This is a genomic window from Sulfitobacter sp., from assembly GCF_041552635.1.
In the GTDB taxonomy this organism is placed as follows: domain Bacteria; phylum Pseudomonadota; class Alphaproteobacteria; order Rhodobacterales; family Rhodobacteraceae; genus Sulfitobacter.
The window spans coordinates 1-15,151 of sequence record NZ_JBFEKM010000104.1; the positions used below are offsets into that span (position 1 = coordinate 1).

Genomic DNA, 15,151 nt, shown 5'->3' on the forward strand with positions numbered 1-15,151 from the left:
GAAATTCGCTGCTTGAGTTCCGTTTGCGATCTTTGGCAAGGTGGGTCAAAATTGACCGAAAGAGACCCAGATGCAAAATTGGCCTGCGAAAATCACTGACTTGCTGTCCTATGAGACCCATTTTGGCAGGAGTGATATCAAGTGCTTCTCTGACCGGCCCTCTGATCTGAATGTGATGGTAAAGCAGTCTGTCGCGCGAAACCGGCAAGGCGAAGCCCTTGTGTGTGATGAGGTGCGGCTGACCTATGGCGCACTTGACGCACAGGTCGATGCCGTTGCTTTGGGGTTGATGGCGCATGGTGTCCGCACAGGAAGCAGAGTTGCGATACTGCTGGGTAATTGCCCTGAATTCCTGATCGTTCTGCTGGCAAGTCTGCGCCTTGGTGCCATTGCCGTGCCGATCAATGTGCGCGAACAGACGCCTGAACTGACCCATATTCTGAACGATTGCGGCGCAACTGTTTTGGTCCATGACGTCGATGTCGCCGACAGATTGCCGCCGCAACCCGATCTGCCACAGCTAGAACATCGCTTCTGCGTTGGTGGTCCTGTGGCGGCATCAAAGGATTACGACAGCCTTTTGACGCCCTCCGGGGAATTGAACGCCCCCACAGTGAGCGAAGAAGATACTGCCGTCATATTATATACGTCTGGGACGACCGGACAGCCCAAAGGGGCCATGCTGACGCATCTGAATATCATACATTCTGCCATGCATTTCGAGATGTGCATGGAACTGGGGCAGGGCGAGCGGTCCCTGCTGGCGGTGCCCGCGTCGCATGTCACCGGGCTGGTCGCCACGTTGTTCACCATGCTGCGCACAGCCGGATGCAGCGTGATCATGCGCAGCTTTAAGGCCGACGCGTTTTTGGACCTCGCTGCCCGGGAAAAGGTCACGCAGACGCTGATGGTTCCGGCGATGTATAACTTGTTCCTGCTGCGCTGCGCAGTCGAAGATTATGACCTGTCAAGCTGGCGCATCGGGGGGTACGGCGGCGCGCCGATGGCCCAGTCCACCATTCAAGAGCTGTCGGAAAAACTGCCCGGTTTGCTGCTGGTCAATGCTTACGGCGCAACCGAACTGACGTCACCTGCGACGATCTTGCCGCTGGGAATGGGGACCAAGCGATCTGACAGTATCGGCATCACTGTGCCCTGCGGCGAAATACGTATCGTTGACCCCAACGGCAATGACGTCGAAACCGGCGAACATGGCGAACTGTGGATCAAAGGGCCAATGGTTGTTCCGGGATATTGGAACAACCCCGAGAAAACCAAAAGCGAATTTCAGGATGGGTTTTGGAAAAGCGGCGATGTCGGGTCGCGCGATGCCCAAGGCTTCATCAGCCTGCACGACCGTCGCAAGGATATGATCATTCGCGGCGGTTATAACATTTACTCGGCCGAGGTGGAAAACGCCCTGACAGCGCACCCTTCGGTGATCGAATGCGCGGCTATCGGGCGGCCTGATCCTGTGCTGGGTGAAAAGCTGCACATGTTCGTGCATTCGACCGATGCAACCCTTGATGATGCGGCCGTCAAAGCGTTCGTTCAGGCACATCTGGCAGACTATAAAACCCCTGATTTCGTGACGCTGACCGACACGCCGCTGCCGCGCAACGCCAACGGCAAGATCGTGAAAGCCATTCTGCGTAACCAGCTATAGCGTTTAAACCGTCATTCCATTGACCACGGCCTTGGCAAGGGTCTGTGCGATCATATCACGGTCTGCATCGGTCTGTTCGGGCCGGACCCGGTACCAGTCTACCAACCCATTAAGGGCACCCATGATGGCGCGGCTCGCGATCTCGATGTTGGGAACGCGCAAAACGCCTTGCGCAACACCCGCGCGCAATACGTCACGGTACAGGTCTTCGTAGTCGTTGCGCAGCCCAATCAATTCAGTCAACACCGCGCGTTCATCTTCAGTGGTCGAGCCCCGCAGATAGATTTCGACACCAAGCCGGATACTGCGCTGATAGGGTAGGGTGTCCATCATCACACGGGCATGGGCGGTGGCCATCGCCTCGAGCTTTTTATCGCAGGCGACTGACAGCGCCAACACCGGCGCAACGGCATCAAAGCAATATTGCATCGCCTGACGGTGGACTGCGAAATATATCGCGTTCTTGGACCGAAAGTGGTGATAGACACGGCCCTTGGTGGCATCCAGCACATCGGCGATGTCATCCATCGTCGCTTTATCCAAGCCCTTGTGCATAAAGCATTGGGCCGCAGCGTCGATGATTTGTTGGCGGCTATCGCCCTTTTGCGTCTGCGTGTCTGAACGTTCCGCCTGCATATTATCGACCATTCCGTTCAAGCCCTCCATACCAGCAGCGCTGTTTCATCACTGCCCCTGCGCTGTCAGCATGTCATGCGTGAACATATCACTTTCAGATCAGCATTATGCACAAGAATGCATGATCCTCTTGTCAGCGCAACTACCTCAACGACAGCTATTGACACCTGAGCGCCGTGTCACGACAGTAAACATACTACTCAGAATGTTGCCGAGTCAAAGCACGGATCGCCAAAAGGTAACTGTGCCCCGAAATCGCGCGGCCCCTTGGGTAAAATAGAAATTGATTGCCCCGACAGGCATCTTGCCGTGTCGCTTGGGCTGGACATATGTTTGGGAGGACACACATGACCTATAAGAATTCTGTCGCACTTGCCGCAACGCTGGCCGCTGTCGCAATTGCCGGACAGGCCACAGCGAAAGAACGCCTTAACTTTGCGTATGGCTACCCCAACAACTCGGCCATCGGCCTCGCTGTTGATGACTATGCCGAAGCAGTGGCGGAACGGTCCGGCGGCGAAATCGACGTGACAGGCTTTGCTATGTCGCTGCTTAGCCTACCCGAGACATCGCCCGGCGTGCGGGATGGTCTGGCCGACGTCGGCTTTGTGCTGCCGCCATATTACCCTGCGGAGTATTCGACCAACCTTTTCCTGCACGAGATGAACCTGCTGATCAATCTGGTGGAAAACCCTACCGGCAAAGAGCCATTGGCGTTTTCGGGCGCGATGCTGGAATATTCGTTCAACAAATGCCCGGAGTGTTTGGAAGAGAACAAGGCACAGAACCAAGTCTATACCGGCGGTGGCGTGACCCCGCTTTATAACTTGCTGTGCAAAGACGTCAAAGTCACCTCGGTCGAAGACCTCAAGGGGCTACGTCTGCGGGCGGGCGGTGCCGGCTTTGTCCGCTTTGCCGAAGCGTTTGGTGCCCAAGGGGTTCGTCTGCCAGTGTCGGAAGCCTACGAAGCGCTGGATCAAGGCATCATCGACTGTGCCATGCTTTCCGCCCCCGAACTGACCAACTATAACCTGCACGAAGTCGTCACCGACATCACGCTGGCCGTTCCGGGCGGTGCTTTTGCCGGTGTGTCATCCGCGAACGTCAACGCAGACCGCTGGAAGGCGATGAACGACGAAAGCCGCGCAGCGCTGCTATGGGGCGGAAGCCACATGTCCGCGGATGTGACCTGGAATTTCTACACCGATGACAGCGCCGCCATCGAACACGCACGCAACAATGGCATCAACATCCACGAGGCCGATCCGGAATTGCTGGCTGCCGTGCAAGATTTTGCCCGTGCCGACCTAAAGACAGTTTCGGCATTGTTCAAAGACACCTACGGCGTGGCGCGGTCCGAAGAAATCGCAGCCGATTTTGGACCATTGCTGGCAAAATGGAACGACCTGGTGAAAGACGTCGACAGCAGTGACGCCTTGCAGCAGTTGTTCTGGGACGAAGTGATCTCAAAGGTTGATCCGGCCACTTACGCTCAGTAAGCCCGAAATCATCTGATCAACGGGGTACTGCGCGGAACGCGTGGTGCCCCGCGCTCCTTTTCTCAATACGGATACTTCGATGAAACTTATCGCGTCAGTGATCTCCGCGCTGATCACGGGGACGGCATCGCTTGCTGGCATCATGGTGCTGATGCTGGTCGCCCACGTCACCATTGATGTGGTCATGCGCTTTGCCTTCCAGACCCCGCTGAATTCAACCATTCTTTATGTCTCGGCCTTCTATATGGTCGGGATTGCCTTTCTCCCGCTTGCTGCGGTCGAGCAAAAGGATAGCCACATCGCAGTCGAACTGCTGGCCGAAAGGTTTCCGGCGAAAATACAAAGCATCCTTGCCGGTTTCGCGCTGTTACTGACATGCATCGTGACCGCCACGGTCGCCATCCGCACCGGAGACGAGGCGCTGGCCAAATATCTGGGCGGATCCTTTTCCATCGAGGCAGGCGGAAAAGTTGCGACATGGCCGACCTATTTGCCGCTTCCCATCGGTTTTGGCCTGATGTCCATCGTGGCAGGCTGGAAATTCATTTGCATGATCACGGGCCGCGCGCACGGGCTTGATGCGCTGCGGGTCGAAGACCCCTATTTGTCCGACGGAGATGCGCAATGACCGAACTTCAGATCGCGGGCATCTTCATTGCCATTCTGCTGGTGATGATCCTGATGCGCATCCCCATCGGTATTTCCCTGATCGCCGTGTCGTTTGGCGGGTTGTGGTCGATGTTCAACTGGAACATCGCGTGGGGCAGCTTGGGGATTGTGCCCTATAGCTTTGCCAACTCATGGGTGCTCAGCTCGATCCCGGCGTTTTTGTTCATGGGCTTTATTTGCTATCATACACGCCTGACGCAGGGGTTATTCAATGCGGCGCAAATCTGGCTTTCGGGTTTGCCGGGCGGGCTTGCGATTGCATCGGTCTTTGGCTGCGCAGGGTTTGCTGCTGTGACGGGATCATCGGTCGCGTGCTCTGCTGCGATGGGCAAAATCGCCGTGCCTGAAATGACGCGCCACCGCTATAGCGCAGAACTGGCAACCGGCACAGTGGCCGCAGCAGGAACGATCGGTGCGCTGATCCCGCCTTCGATTTTGATGATCCTGTATGGCATTATTTCGCGCCAATCCGTCAGCGCGCTGTTTCTCGGCGGTCTGGTGGTGGGAATTATCACCCTGTTTGCCTATATTTTGTTGATCATCGTCCGTGTAAAGATGAACCCCGATCTTGCCCCCCCTGTAAAAACAAGCGCCACCCGCGCGGAAAAAATCCGGGCTTTGGGCCAGACATGGCCGGTGCTGCTGATTGTAATCGGGGTATTTGCGGGGCTTTTTGGCGGGGCCTTTACCCCGACAGAAGCGGGTGCAATCGGGGCAATGCTCTCTACACTTGTCGCACTGCTGTACCGTACGCTTACCTTCAAGGCATTGCGCATGGCCATCACCGAGACACTTACAACAACGGCAGCCCTGCTGATCATCGCCGTTGGTGCCAGTCTTCTGACCCGCTTTCTAGCCTTGTCCGGCATCGGTGATGCGCTGTCGGATGCGATCCTTGGCTTTGGGGCCTCGCCGCTGCTGATCATGGTCGGCATCGTCTGCGTCTACCTGGTGCTTGGCATGATGTTGGAACCTGTCGGTGCCATGCTGCTTACCTTGCCAATCGTGCTGCCAATCGTGGATGAAACCGGTTACAGCCTGCTGTGGTTCGGCGTCGTGTTGGTCAAGCTGTTGGAAATCGGGATGATCACCCCGCCGATGGGCATGAATGTTTTCGTCATAAAAGGCGTTGTCGGAAATCTCGCCTCGTTGTCCACCATCTTTAAGGGTGTGTTCTGGTTTGTTGTCGTTGACCTGATCATTGTCGCAGCGCTGATCGCATTCCCCGACATCGTTCTATTCCTTCCTCAATGGGTTGGACGATAAGGACCAAAAGAACCACGCAATAACACTGGCGCATTCCACCTTAAGGTAGGAATGCGCCAGCGAAACAGGCGATGAAACCGCCGACAGCCAGCAGCGTCCGGCGCAGCCACCCTGCGCGCCCGATCAGTGCATAAGACAGGCACGACAGACCAATGCCAACCATGACAAATGCGATCAATGCACCGGTCGTGTTGGTTGCAATGCGGATCATGTCGGGGTTAGCGATCATGGCCAACGGGATAATATAAAGCCCGACACCAAGTGCCATAGCTGTCAGCGCAACCTTGAGCCAGTTTTCACCGATCATCCCCGCAGCAATAAACACCGCCCCACAAACAGGCGGGGTGATTGTGGACAGCAATGCGAACCAGAACACGAACAGATGTGCTTGCAATGGCTCCAGCCCAAGCTGCGTCAGCGCAGGTCCCGCAACCGAAACGCAAATGACATATGCGGCTGTGGTGGGGACCTCCATGCCAAGCAACAGGCAAGCCAGCGCGGTCAGAAGCAACGCGGGCCACAAGGTGCCGCCGGATCCGGAAAGTATGACAGAGGTGATCTTGATCCCCAGCCCTGTAATGCCAAGAACGCCGATGATGATCGACGCGCAGATGATGATGGCAGCGATCATCGCAACCTGTTGGCCAATTGCCCGCAGGGCATCGCCAAGGCGCGCAACACCCTGACGGAGCCCCATGCGGGGCGTGGCATCAAAAAACAGCACGGCAACGCCTGCGAATATGGCAATCACCGCTGCATATTGCGGCGTAAAACCGGCGATAAACATCGCAAACAACAGGACCGAAAATGGCACAAGAAAGAATATCGACGTGATCGCAACCACCCGCGTGCTGGGGCGCTGGTCTTCGGGCACCGCTTGCAGCTCAAAGCGCTGCGCATAGGCGTTGATGCCCATCCAGACCGTAAGAAAATAAAGGATCGCGGGCAACGATGCCGCCAACATGATTTGAGTGTAGGGCACCCCGGTCAGCTCAACCATCACAAAGGCACCGGCACCCATCAACGGCGGCATGATTTGCCCCCCAGACGAGGCCACAGCCTCAACAGCGGCGGCAAGGCGCTTGGGATAGCCCAGCTTGGTCATTGCGGGCAGCGTTATCGCACCCGTCGATGCAACATTTGCCGAAGCTGACCCCGAAATCGACCCGAATAGCGCGGATGACAAGACTGACACCTTCGCCGCCCCACCTGTCAGGCGCCCCGCAGCGGCAGCGGCCACGTTCATAAACCCTTGTCCTGCTTCGCCCGCGTTCAGCACCGCGCCAAAGATCACAAAGATCGCAACGACACCCACAGACACCCCCGTAAGGCTGCCCCAAAGCCCGCCTTCGGCGATGACCAGCGTGCCAAGAAAACTGCGCAACGGGGTGCCGGCATGGCCAAATTCGCCGGGTATGTTCTGGCCGTATAACCCGTACAGCAAGGCGCAAAGCGCCACGAGGGGCAAGGGCCAGCCAATCATGCGGCGCGCGCCCTCCATCGCGATAAGCAAAAGGGTGATGGCCAGCACGACCTGAAACTGGTCCTCTAGAAATCCGTATTGATTGCGCAGCATTTGCTGGTTCAGGGCGATCCAGACACACCCCGCGACGCCAATCGCGGTAATGGACGCACCCGACCACCATTCAAGGGGCGTTTTGGCAGAATACAGAAACACCCACGGCAAAATGAGCGCCATATGCAAGGGGCGTGCGACAAGGTTAGGCACCAATCCATAAAAGATCAGCCCGATGTGAAATACTGCTGTGATCGCGCCAAGCACGATCCACACGCGGCTTGCGCCGGAGAAAAATGATGTCATGGGATCAAAGCGCCTTGTCCCTTTTACGCAAAGGGACAAGGCAAGTCTTTTACATATGCGCGTCGTTCAACGGAACACCAATTTCCTTGTAATACCGGATCGCACCCGGGTGGATTTGGGTCGTGATATTCTCAAGCATCCCAGCCGAAACAGCGGCCCACCACGGTGCATCTGCGGCCATCGCCTCGCGGGTTTCCCAGAATGTTTTGGTCAACATATAGGCCGTGTCATCGTCCATTTTGGTGGTGGTATAGGAAACCACGGGCAGGGACGTCGTTGTAATGTCTTCTGTCTGGCCTGTGTAGGTTCCCGCAGGGATTGTCAGGCGCGTGCGCTTGGATGCCGCAATCTGGTCGTCATCAAGCGAAATAATAGTAACGCCGGTTGATGCCGCCGCTTCGATCACATTGGGTGCAGGGAAAGAACCAGCCGTTACAAAACCGTCGATCTGCCCGTTTTTCAACGCATTCACGGCATTCGACAGTTCAGAGTCAGCGAGCGTCACTTTGCCCTCGAGGCCGAAAAGCTTGAGGTATTTTTCACCCTCGGTTGCCCCGAAAGAACCGCTGCCCAGCAGGATCGTCTTGCCTTCCATCTGCGCAAAGCTGGTCACGCCGCTGTCTTGCGACATCACAAAATGCATGGTGAGCGACGGGATCGGAAACAGCGCGCGGATGTCTGCGAAGGCTGGGTCGCCCTTGCCCTCGAACATGGCTTTGCCGCCTTGGGCCAGTCCGACCAATGCTGGCGGCGTGGTGAACACATAATCAGCACCGCGCGCACGGACCTCCATCACGTTTTGCACGGAACCTTGGCTTTCCTCGACGGTCACCGCGATATCACCATCGGTCCCTGTCTTCATGGCTTCGGCGATCTGCACAGCCATCTGGAAATACGAAGAGCCCGCCTTGGCAGACTTGAACGTGATGCGCGTTTCGGCCGAAGCACTGGTGGTCAGCATCACTGCCGCGACCGCAGCAGCGCCAACAGATTTCATAAATGTCATTGGTTTTCACTCCCTCATCCTGCCGTGAAAGATCATGGTTTAGCAGCGGAAAGGCAAGCCGTGCATTATAGGTTCACGAAACTTCCTACAGATCGCGTCTTGGGTCAGTTTTTCCCAAGCCCCCGATCATCGTAGAAGACGAACCAGCGAAAACACGCCGCCGCATTTTAAGGCCTTCGGAACCTTGTCAGCAGCACCCGCGTTAATATGGCAAGACATCGGGGCCAATACGGGTCTCCCTTGATGTTTCGCTAAAGGGGCTTGCGCCTTTAGACTTTCACATACAGGAGCGACCGATATGCCCACAAAAAGTATTTTGCTTGCAACCGCCTTTTCAATCGCGGCGATCAGTTCTGGCAATGCAGCAACCAAAATCACACCTTCTTTCTCAACCTTGGGCGGCGCGCATTTCGCCGCCGGCAATTTTGATGCGGACATTATTCGCGTCAAAAATGACAAGGAAAAAGGTGGCGGCCATAAAAACGCTGGCAAAGGCCACAACAAGAAGAACAAAAACGGTAAGCCAGATAATAAGAAGGCTGATCAAAAGGCTGAAAAGAAGCCCGGCAAGGCGTTGAAAGCGAACGAAAACAGAGGGCAAAAAGCGGCCAAAACGCAGCAGAAGGCCGATAAGAACAACGATAAATTCCGCGAAAGAGTAAAGTGGTCGAAAGAAGATCGCCTGATCGCGTCTAGGCAGATTTTGTCGGTTCAGCCCCCACAGGGTCGGGACATGGTGACCCTGCTTTCGGCGCTGCCTTTGGCGCTGCTGGGCCAAGATGTGATCTTTCAGGACATAAATGACGATCGCCTGCTGACCTATCGCAACTGCCCCCCCGGCCTTGCCAAAAAGGATCCACCCTGCGTTCCCCCCGGTCTGGTGAAAGACGGCGTTACCTACAATGAATGGGTATCTTATGACGATAACCAGCTGGACCGCATTTATCTGGACCGCCGCGACCGCTATTTGCGCGATCAGAACGTTCAGATACGCAATATCGACCAGATCGACGATTCCGGGTTCTTGTTGACGTCGGATCAAGTGGCCCAGCTCTATAACCTTGCACCCGCCCCCCGAGGAAACCGCTACGCGCTGATTGACGGGATGCCTGTGCTTCTTGAGGACCGGAACTATTCGGCATTGGCACAGATCAACGACATGGCACGGGTTCCGATTCTGGACAATGGTATCCAAGTCGCCCCTACGGCTGCGCTAACGCAGGCCGAATTGATGCGGGCCTATCGCCTGCCAAAACTGGCTCCGGGGTACAGCTATACCGTTATGAACGGAGAGGTCCTTGCCCTTGAAGACGATGCATTCGAGACCCTTCAACTGATCAGAATGGCGCGGGCTGTATTCTAATTCTTCGAGCCGCGGCAAGATCGGGGAACTGGTGTACAACCAGTTCCCCTCAACTGTTACGACCTAGCTTTCCAAGCAACCGAAATGGCTCAAATGGGCCCTCGGTCGCACTGTTATACCAAGGCACGGCGCTTAGCGCCCGCCAGTTTAGCCGCATCCAACACGACCTTATTGCAAAGGGATGCTGCGCTGTTCAGGGCGTTTGTCCACCGGCACCATAAGATGGACGTAAGGGGTGCCTGACCACATCACATAGGGGCCGTCGGTATTGATCGTTGTGGGGATACCGTCGAAAACAGACGGGTCGGGCGTGATCAGCATCATGTGCGGCCCTTCGACGATCCATTCGTTATCGGCTGTCGGCAAGGTGGCGGCAGGGTCGATGTTACTGGCCCCTCCGTCTGGTGAATCGCCGGCCAGCATATAGGCGATGGCCAAACGTTCGGCGGTAAAGGGCGTGCCCCCCATCCACGCCGCCATCCAACGGCGCCATTCGGAATCCATGCACATCGGGCCAGCGATCCCGTCAGGTGCCGGAAAACAGGTGTAATCGCTGGGGCCTTCACGCAGGATATTGCCAGCCAGATCAGACACCGTCGCCGTTTTGAGAATACTTGGCGGGGCTGCGCGCAGGGCGTCGGCGATCATGGCATCTGGCGACGATTGGGCGATGGCAGAACCGGAAAAAGCAGTGCAAATGACCGCGGCGGTGACTGCCAAGTGCAGACTATTCAAGCGCGTGCGCCCACGTGTTTGCCGGTGTGAAATGGGATGTTGTGGGGATGGCGAATTATACGAAACCATATCGAAGCTCCTCTAGGTTTTGGTCGCCTGTCCGAAAAGGTCTGGCGAAACTCCCCCAAAGGTGCGGTGTTGTGATCGCGTTCGATAGTCAGGAAACTGAATCAGCCCAAAAGTATAACCGCCTCAGTGCACCAATTTTGCCTGCGCACTAAACGGGCTAAGGCCAAGCCAGGTTTGCATTGTGCGCGCAATCGCCGGATCACCATCAAGCTGGATCTTGTCACCCGCATCAGAAACCCGCATTAGGCCCATCCAGATTGACGTCATCGTCCGCAAATCCGTCGTCACCCAAAGATCAACGTCATAGCCCGGATCAGAGGAACAAAGGTCAACCGCAGCAGTGGGATCCACGACCAACCACCAATTCTGCCGCGCTTTTGCCAGTTCGGGGTATCTGAAGTTCACGACTGTTCGGTGCGACGGCAAAGGGGACGGATCAAGATTGCGACGCATATCCCACATCAGCAAAGACGGGTCGAGGTTCTTCAACGTCGCTTGGGTTTCGATCCACTTCTGCCCCCACAGGCCGAATGCTTCGACCACAGTTTGAAGGTCACGGCCCGCTTCTGTCAGGCAGTATTCATGCACCGCCGGCTCGTTCGCGACGGGCATACGCTTGACAATGCCTGCGGCTTCAAGCTCCCCAAGCCGTTGGGACAGCAGGCTTGGCGACATACGCGGAACACCCCGTCTAAGGTCGTTGAACCGCGTTGAACCCGCCACCATTTCGCGCACCAGAACCAAGGTCCAGCGGGTACAGAGCATTTCGGCAGCCATCGCCACGGGGCAAAACTGTCCATAACTTCCAAGTGTCATAACGATTCTCCTTTATGGAAAAACCAACTTTGCATGAAGACAATGTACCACGTTTCGCTTCAAACCTTCGGGAAAAGGCAGGTTCAGTTTCAGGACTAGTGCGTTTACGGCCCGCAGCGCAGCCTGAAAGCAGCATCAAATCTTTTGGGAGAAACTGTTATGACCGAGACATTCAAAGCCTTGAACGGCGGAACCATCGAAATCCCCCGAGGTAAACTCGCGGACCTAAAAGAAGCCCTCAGTGGTGAACTGATCGGTAAGGGGGACAGTTCCTATGATGATGCGCGCACATTGTGGAACGGTATGATTGACCGCCACCCCAGCCAGATCGTGCGGGCGCTCAATGCAAATGATATCCAGCTCACGGTGAACTTTGCCCGCGAAAACGACCTCTTGCTTGCGATCAAAAGCGGCGGCCACCAGATTGCGGGCCATGCGGTTGCCGACGGTGCCGTTCTGCTGGATCTATCGCAAATGAAAGACATTAAAGTCGATGCCGACAAGGCAACTGCGACCGTCCAGCCCGGCTGCCTTCTGTCCGACGTGGATCAGGCAACCCAGGCTCATGGCCTTGCCGTGCCTTTGGGCATCAATTCGACCACCGGGGTGGCCGGGTTGACCCTGGGGGGCGGTTTTGGCTGGATCACCGGCAAGCACGGCCTGACCATCGATAATCTGCTGTCAGCAGACGTGGTCTGTGCGGATGGTGTTTTGCGGGTCGCCGATAGCACCCAGAACAGCGATCTGTATTGGGCCATTCGCGGCGGTGGCGGTAACTTTGGTGTGGTTTCTTCGTTCGAATTTGCACTGCACCCGATCGGCCCCGAGGTCCTGTCGGGACTGATCGTGCATCCTTTGGCCGACGCACGTAGCCTGCTGCAAAGCTATCGCGATATTTGCGCCCGCGCACCCGATGAACTCACTATTTGGACGGTCATGAGACAAGCACCGCCGCTGCCTTTTATCCCGGAAGAATGGCATGGCAAAGAAGTACTTATCTTTGCAGCTTGCTACGCGGGCGATATGAAAGAAGGTGAAAAAGCGCTAGAAGAATTACGCGATCTTGGGCAGCCAATAGCCGACGTGATCGGCCCGCACCCCTATGCGGGATGGCAACAAGCCTTCGATCCGCTTTTGACGGCAGGTGCGCGTAACTATTGGAAAAGTAATGACTTTCTGAAGCTGTCCGACGATGTCATCGATATTTCGCTTGCCGCGGTTTGCGCTCTGCCTCATCCGCAATCCGAAATCTTTATCGCCCATCTTGGGGGTGCCATGACACGCGTTAACGCCGAAGCCACACCGTTTCCGCAACGCCAGCGGCATTTCGTCATGAACGTCCATACCCGGTGGTCAGATCCAGCGCAGGACAAAAAATGTATCAGTTGGGCGCGGGATCTTGCTGATCGAACAGCACCTGCGTCTGCTGGGAGCGTATATGTCAATTTCATGCCATCAGACGACGGTCGCATGGCAGAGGCCTATGGGTCCAACATCGAAAAACTTCGCCAGATCAAAGCCACATACGACCCCAAGAACCAATTCCGGCTGAACCACAACATATAAGGTCGGGTGACGCCGCCGTTGGGTCAAGTTTGAATGATCATCGCACTTCATGCGCAAGCGCTCTTGACTATGTCAGGGGCGCTAAAAATTTGCGCCAGGCTATGCGCAGTTATTTTCGCTTTCACCGGCCACAATTAACATCAGTGAAAGATATCCGCCTTAATGAGTTTTCATTCGGCCCTGCAAAACAACTGATGTTCAGGGATCCACCTATACGGAAGAGCGTCCTGTGAAAACTAAAAGAGCATTCAACCTCGGCAGTATCGCGATCAAGTTCAGCGCAATCTTGCTCGTTATGGCGTCCCTGACAGCGTTGGCGATCTGGGTCGGAAAGTCCGTTTTTCAGGACTTTTCCAATTCGCTAAGCACGCTCGAGGCTGAATATGTTCCCAATCTGAAGCAAAGTTCGGCAATGATCGAAACGGCCGGAACGCTTGGTGAAAGCCTGTCGTCCATATTGGTTGCAGAAAGTGGCGATGAGATGTCGTCGAAAGCCGCAACTGCAGACCAACTGTTAAGCCAGCTGAGTGACACAGCATCCGGCTTGAGCGGTGATGATGAACAGATGCTGCTAGAAGCAATATCCTCGGCCTCGGCCAGTATCAAACTGCTCGTCGATACCCGTGCACAAGAAATTATCAACGACGAATTGACGTTGTCGGGGTCCGATGTTCTGAACGCTGCTGCAGTCACGGCACATCTGGCCCTCACGGAACTTGGCCGGTCCGTATTGCAGCAAGTTTCCATGTCTCCGGCTGATACCACTGTCACATCCATTGCTTCTAAGCTCGAGGAAGTGAGTAACATTTCCGATCTGGACGGCACAATTGGCGGCTTACTCTCCGTGATTTTGACGGGCAGTTCTGCGGATGATATGGCGGGGTTGCAAACCGCGATCGTTGGGTCAGCGGAACTGGTCGCCCAGATTCAGTCATTTTCAGCAAAACTGAAGCTAGACGCAAAAGTCATCGCAGCCATCCAAACCATGATTGAACAGGCCGACCCATCCACGGGTGTCCTTGCTGCGCGCAAGATCGTGATCGACGCGCGCGAAGTAGCCGGCTCCGCGGCCAAAGCCGCCGCAGACGAAGTCGCGCTGATCACTGATGCCGCTCGCGGCCTTGGTCGAAGATCAGTTTCGGCAATAGATGATGCAAGCGGCCGTTTAGACCAATACGCAGAGGCCGGAAATTCCCGGATGACCACGATCGCATGGGCAAGCGCACCACTTGCTATTCTATCTATTTTGGGTGCGCTAATTTTGATCGTGCGCCCCCTTATTGCTGTCACCAAGGTGACAGAGCGTTTGGCGAACGGCGATATGGCCCCGGTCACGGGTTTTCAAAAAACAGGCGGGGAAATCGGCCGCATGGCGCAAGCCCTGACCATATTCAGAGACGGCATGATCTCCCAAAAACGTCTTGAAAAAGAAGACCGTGAGCGCGAAGCCGCTGCCCAAGAGAAAGCCGCCCGGCAAGAGCACGAAACACGCGCGCGTGACGAAATGGAACGCGTACGCCTTGCTGAAATCGAAGCAAAGGAGCGAGATCGCGAGGACAAGATAGCAAAAGAGCGTGCGGTGCATCAGGCGCAAGTCGAAGCGGAAAGAAAAGCGCGATCGGATGAACAAGCCATGGTTGTTGAAACGTTAGGAAAATCTTTGAAGCGATTGTCGGACGGCGATCTGACGAGCGATATCAATGCTCCCTTTCCAAAAGAGTACGAAAGAATCAGACAGGACTTCAACGCTGCAATCCATTCGCTGCGCGAGACGATAGGTGCCGTTACACTTAACGCCGTCTCAATTCGCAATGAAACGTCATACATCAGCAGTGCAGCAGATGATCTTGCTCGGCGCACCGAAAAACAGGCCGCGACACTAGAACAAACTGCCGCCGCCATGGATGAGCTGAACAGCTCCGTACGATCTGCGGCAGAGGGTGCCACCCAAGCCAGTGAGATGTCTCAGCAAGCAAAGCGGAACGCGGAAGACGGCGGCGAAGTAGCCCGCTCGGCGGCGCGTGCGATGGACGGCATA

The 15,151-nt window shown here is 55.8% G+C and carries 13 protein-coding genes; 7 read left to right on the forward strand and 6 right to left on the reverse strand.

The window, feature by feature from the left end; genetic code table 11:
• The first annotated feature begins 70 nt into the window (after positions 1 to 70).
• The gene (locus tag ABYT07_RS13005; RefSeq protein ID WP_372992222.1) at positions 71 to 1,666 is read left to right on the forward strand and encodes a class I adenylate-forming enzyme family protein; all 1,596 of its coding nucleotides are present in this window, start codon (positions 71 to 73) and stop codon (positions 1,664 to 1,666) included.
• A 3-nt stretch (positions 1,667 to 1,669) separates the two neighbouring features.
• Here the strand turns inward: ABYT07_RS13005 and ABYT07_RS13010 are convergent, their stop codons facing one another.
• Complete coding sequence (locus tag ABYT07_RS13010) at positions 1,670 to 2,314, reverse strand: TetR/AcrR family transcriptional regulator (protein ID WP_372992224.1); 645 nt, start codon at positions 2,312 to 2,314, stop codon at positions 1,670 to 1,672.
• A 335-nt stretch (positions 2,315 to 2,649) separates the two neighbouring features.
• Here ABYT07_RS13010 and ABYT07_RS13015 point away from each other — a divergent pair, with 335 nt between their 5' ends.
• The 3 genes from ABYT07_RS13015 (at position 2,650) to ABYT07_RS13025 (ending at position 5,736) form a co-directional block, all read left to right on the forward strand.
• Complete coding sequence (locus ABYT07_RS13015; protein ID WP_372992226.1) at positions 2,650 to 3,801, forward strand: C4-dicarboxylate TRAP transporter substrate-binding protein; 1,152 nt, start codon at positions 2,650 to 2,652, stop codon at positions 3,799 to 3,801.
• 79 nt (positions 3,802 to 3,880) lie between these two features.
• Positions 3,881 to 4,429, forward strand: coding sequence for a TRAP transporter small permease (locus tag ABYT07_RS13020; RefSeq protein WP_372992228.1), 549 nt, complete (start codon positions 3,881 to 3,883; stop codon positions 4,427 to 4,429).
• On the forward strand, positions 4,426 to 5,736 hold the full coding sequence (locus ABYT07_RS13025; RefSeq protein ID WP_372992230.1) for a TRAP transporter large permease: 1,311 nt from the start codon (positions 4,426 to 4,428) through the stop codon (positions 5,734 to 5,736). The genes ABYT07_RS13020 and ABYT07_RS13025 overlap by 4 nt, the downstream gene beginning before the upstream one ends.
• Positions 5,737 to 5,776: 40 nt before the next feature.
• On the opposite strand, the gene ABYT07_RS13030 is transcribed toward ABYT07_RS13025, so the two are convergent.
• From ABYT07_RS13030 to ABYT07_RS13040, 3 genes are all read right to left on the reverse strand, one after another.
• Positions 5,777 to 7,558 carry a TRAP transporter permease gene (locus tag ABYT07_RS13030; RefSeq protein WP_372992231.1) on the reverse strand — a complete coding sequence of 594 codons (1,782 nt, stop codon included), beginning with the start codon at positions 7,556 to 7,558 and terminating at the stop codon, positions 5,777 to 5,779.
• A gap of 49 nt (positions 7,559 to 7,607) precedes the next feature.
• Positions 7,608 to 8,564 carry a TAXI family TRAP transporter solute-binding subunit gene (locus ABYT07_RS13035; protein WP_372992233.1) on the reverse strand — a complete coding sequence of 319 codons (957 nt, stop codon included), beginning with the start codon at positions 8,562 to 8,564 and terminating at the stop codon, positions 7,608 to 7,610.
• 388 nt (positions 8,565 to 8,952) lie between these two features.
• Positions 8,953 to 9,342, reverse strand: a complete 390-nt coding sequence (locus ABYT07_RS13040; RefSeq protein WP_372992234.1) for a hypothetical protein — start codon at positions 9,340 to 9,342, stop codon at positions 8,953 to 8,955.
• On the opposite strand from ABYT07_RS13040, the gene ABYT07_RS13045 reads away from it, so the two are divergent.
• Positions 9,298 to 9,927, forward strand: coding sequence for a hypothetical protein (locus ABYT07_RS13045; protein WP_372992236.1), 630 nt, complete (start codon positions 9,298 to 9,300; stop codon positions 9,925 to 9,927). The genes ABYT07_RS13040 and ABYT07_RS13045 overlap by 45 nt on opposite strands.
• A gap of 168 nt (positions 9,928 to 10,095) precedes the next feature.
• Here the strand turns inward: ABYT07_RS13045 and ABYT07_RS13050 are convergent, their stop codons facing one another.
• Both ABYT07_RS13050 and ABYT07_RS13055 read right to left on the reverse strand, forming a co-directional pair.
• On the reverse strand, positions 10,096 to 10,662 hold the full coding sequence (locus tag ABYT07_RS13050; protein ID WP_372992237.1) for a hypothetical protein: 567 nt from the start codon (positions 10,660 to 10,662) through the stop codon (positions 10,096 to 10,098).
• 192 nt (positions 10,663 to 10,854) lie between these two features.
• Positions 10,855 to 11,547 (reverse strand): winged helix-turn-helix transcriptional regulator, encoded by a 693-nt coding sequence (locus tag ABYT07_RS13055; RefSeq protein ID WP_372992238.1) that lies wholly within the window; start codon positions 11,545 to 11,547, stop codon positions 10,855 to 10,857.
• A gap of 159 nt (positions 11,548 to 11,706) precedes the next feature.
• Here ABYT07_RS13055 and ABYT07_RS13060 point away from each other — a divergent pair, with 159 nt between their 5' ends.
• Together ABYT07_RS13060 and ABYT07_RS13065 are read left to right on the forward strand one after the other, a co-directional pair.
• Positions 11,707 to 13,113, forward strand: coding sequence for an FAD-binding oxidoreductase (locus ABYT07_RS13060; protein WP_372992239.1), 1,407 nt, complete (start codon positions 11,707 to 11,709; stop codon positions 13,111 to 13,113).
• A gap of 412 nt (positions 13,114 to 13,525) precedes the next feature.
• Positions 13,526 to 15,151, forward strand: a 1,626-nt coding sequence (locus tag ABYT07_RS13065; protein WP_372992240.1) for a HAMP domain-containing protein, incomplete at its 3' end; no start/stop codon positions are given.

What these genes read in the sequence shown, in the direction of transcription:
- ABYT07_RS13025 (WP_372992230.1), top strand. Translation starts at nt 4,426, where the DNA reads ATGACCGAACTTCAGATCGCGGGCATCTTCATTGCCATTCTGCTGGTG.
- ABYT07_RS13035 (WP_372992233.1), bottom strand. Translation starts at nt 8,564, where the DNA reads ATGACATTTATGAAATCTGTTGGCGCTGCTGCGGTCGCGGCAGTGATG.
- ABYT07_RS13015 (WP_372992226.1), top strand. Translation starts at nt 2,650, where the DNA reads ATGACCTATAAGAATTCTGTCGCACTTGCCGCAACGCTGGCCGCTGTC.
- ABYT07_RS13010 (WP_372992224.1), bottom strand. Translation starts at nt 2,314, where the DNA reads ATGGTCGATAATATGCAGGCGGAACGTTCAGACACGCAGACGCAAAAG.
- ABYT07_RS13020 (WP_372992228.1), top strand. Translation starts at nt 3,881, where the DNA reads ATGAAACTTATCGCGTCAGTGATCTCCGCGCTGATCACGGGGACGGCA.
- ABYT07_RS13030 (WP_372992231.1), bottom strand. Translation starts at nt 7,558, where the DNA reads ATGACATCATTTTTCTCCGGCGCAAGCCGCGTGTGGATCGTGCTTGGC.
- ABYT07_RS13055 (WP_372992238.1), bottom strand. Translation starts at nt 11,547, where the DNA reads ATGACACTTGGAAGTTATGGACAGTTTTGCCCCGTGGCGATGGCTGCC.
- ABYT07_RS13060 (WP_372992239.1), top strand. Translation starts at nt 11,707, where the DNA reads ATGACCGAGACATTCAAAGCCTTGAACGGCGGAACCATCGAAATCCCC.
- ABYT07_RS13045 (WP_372992236.1), top strand. Translation starts at nt 9,298, where the DNA reads ATGGTGACCCTGCTTTCGGCGCTGCCTTTGGCGCTGCTGGGCCAAGAT.
- ABYT07_RS13005 (WP_372992222.1), top strand. Translation starts at nt 71, where the DNA reads ATGCAAAATTGGCCTGCGAAAATCACTGACTTGCTGTCCTATGAGACC.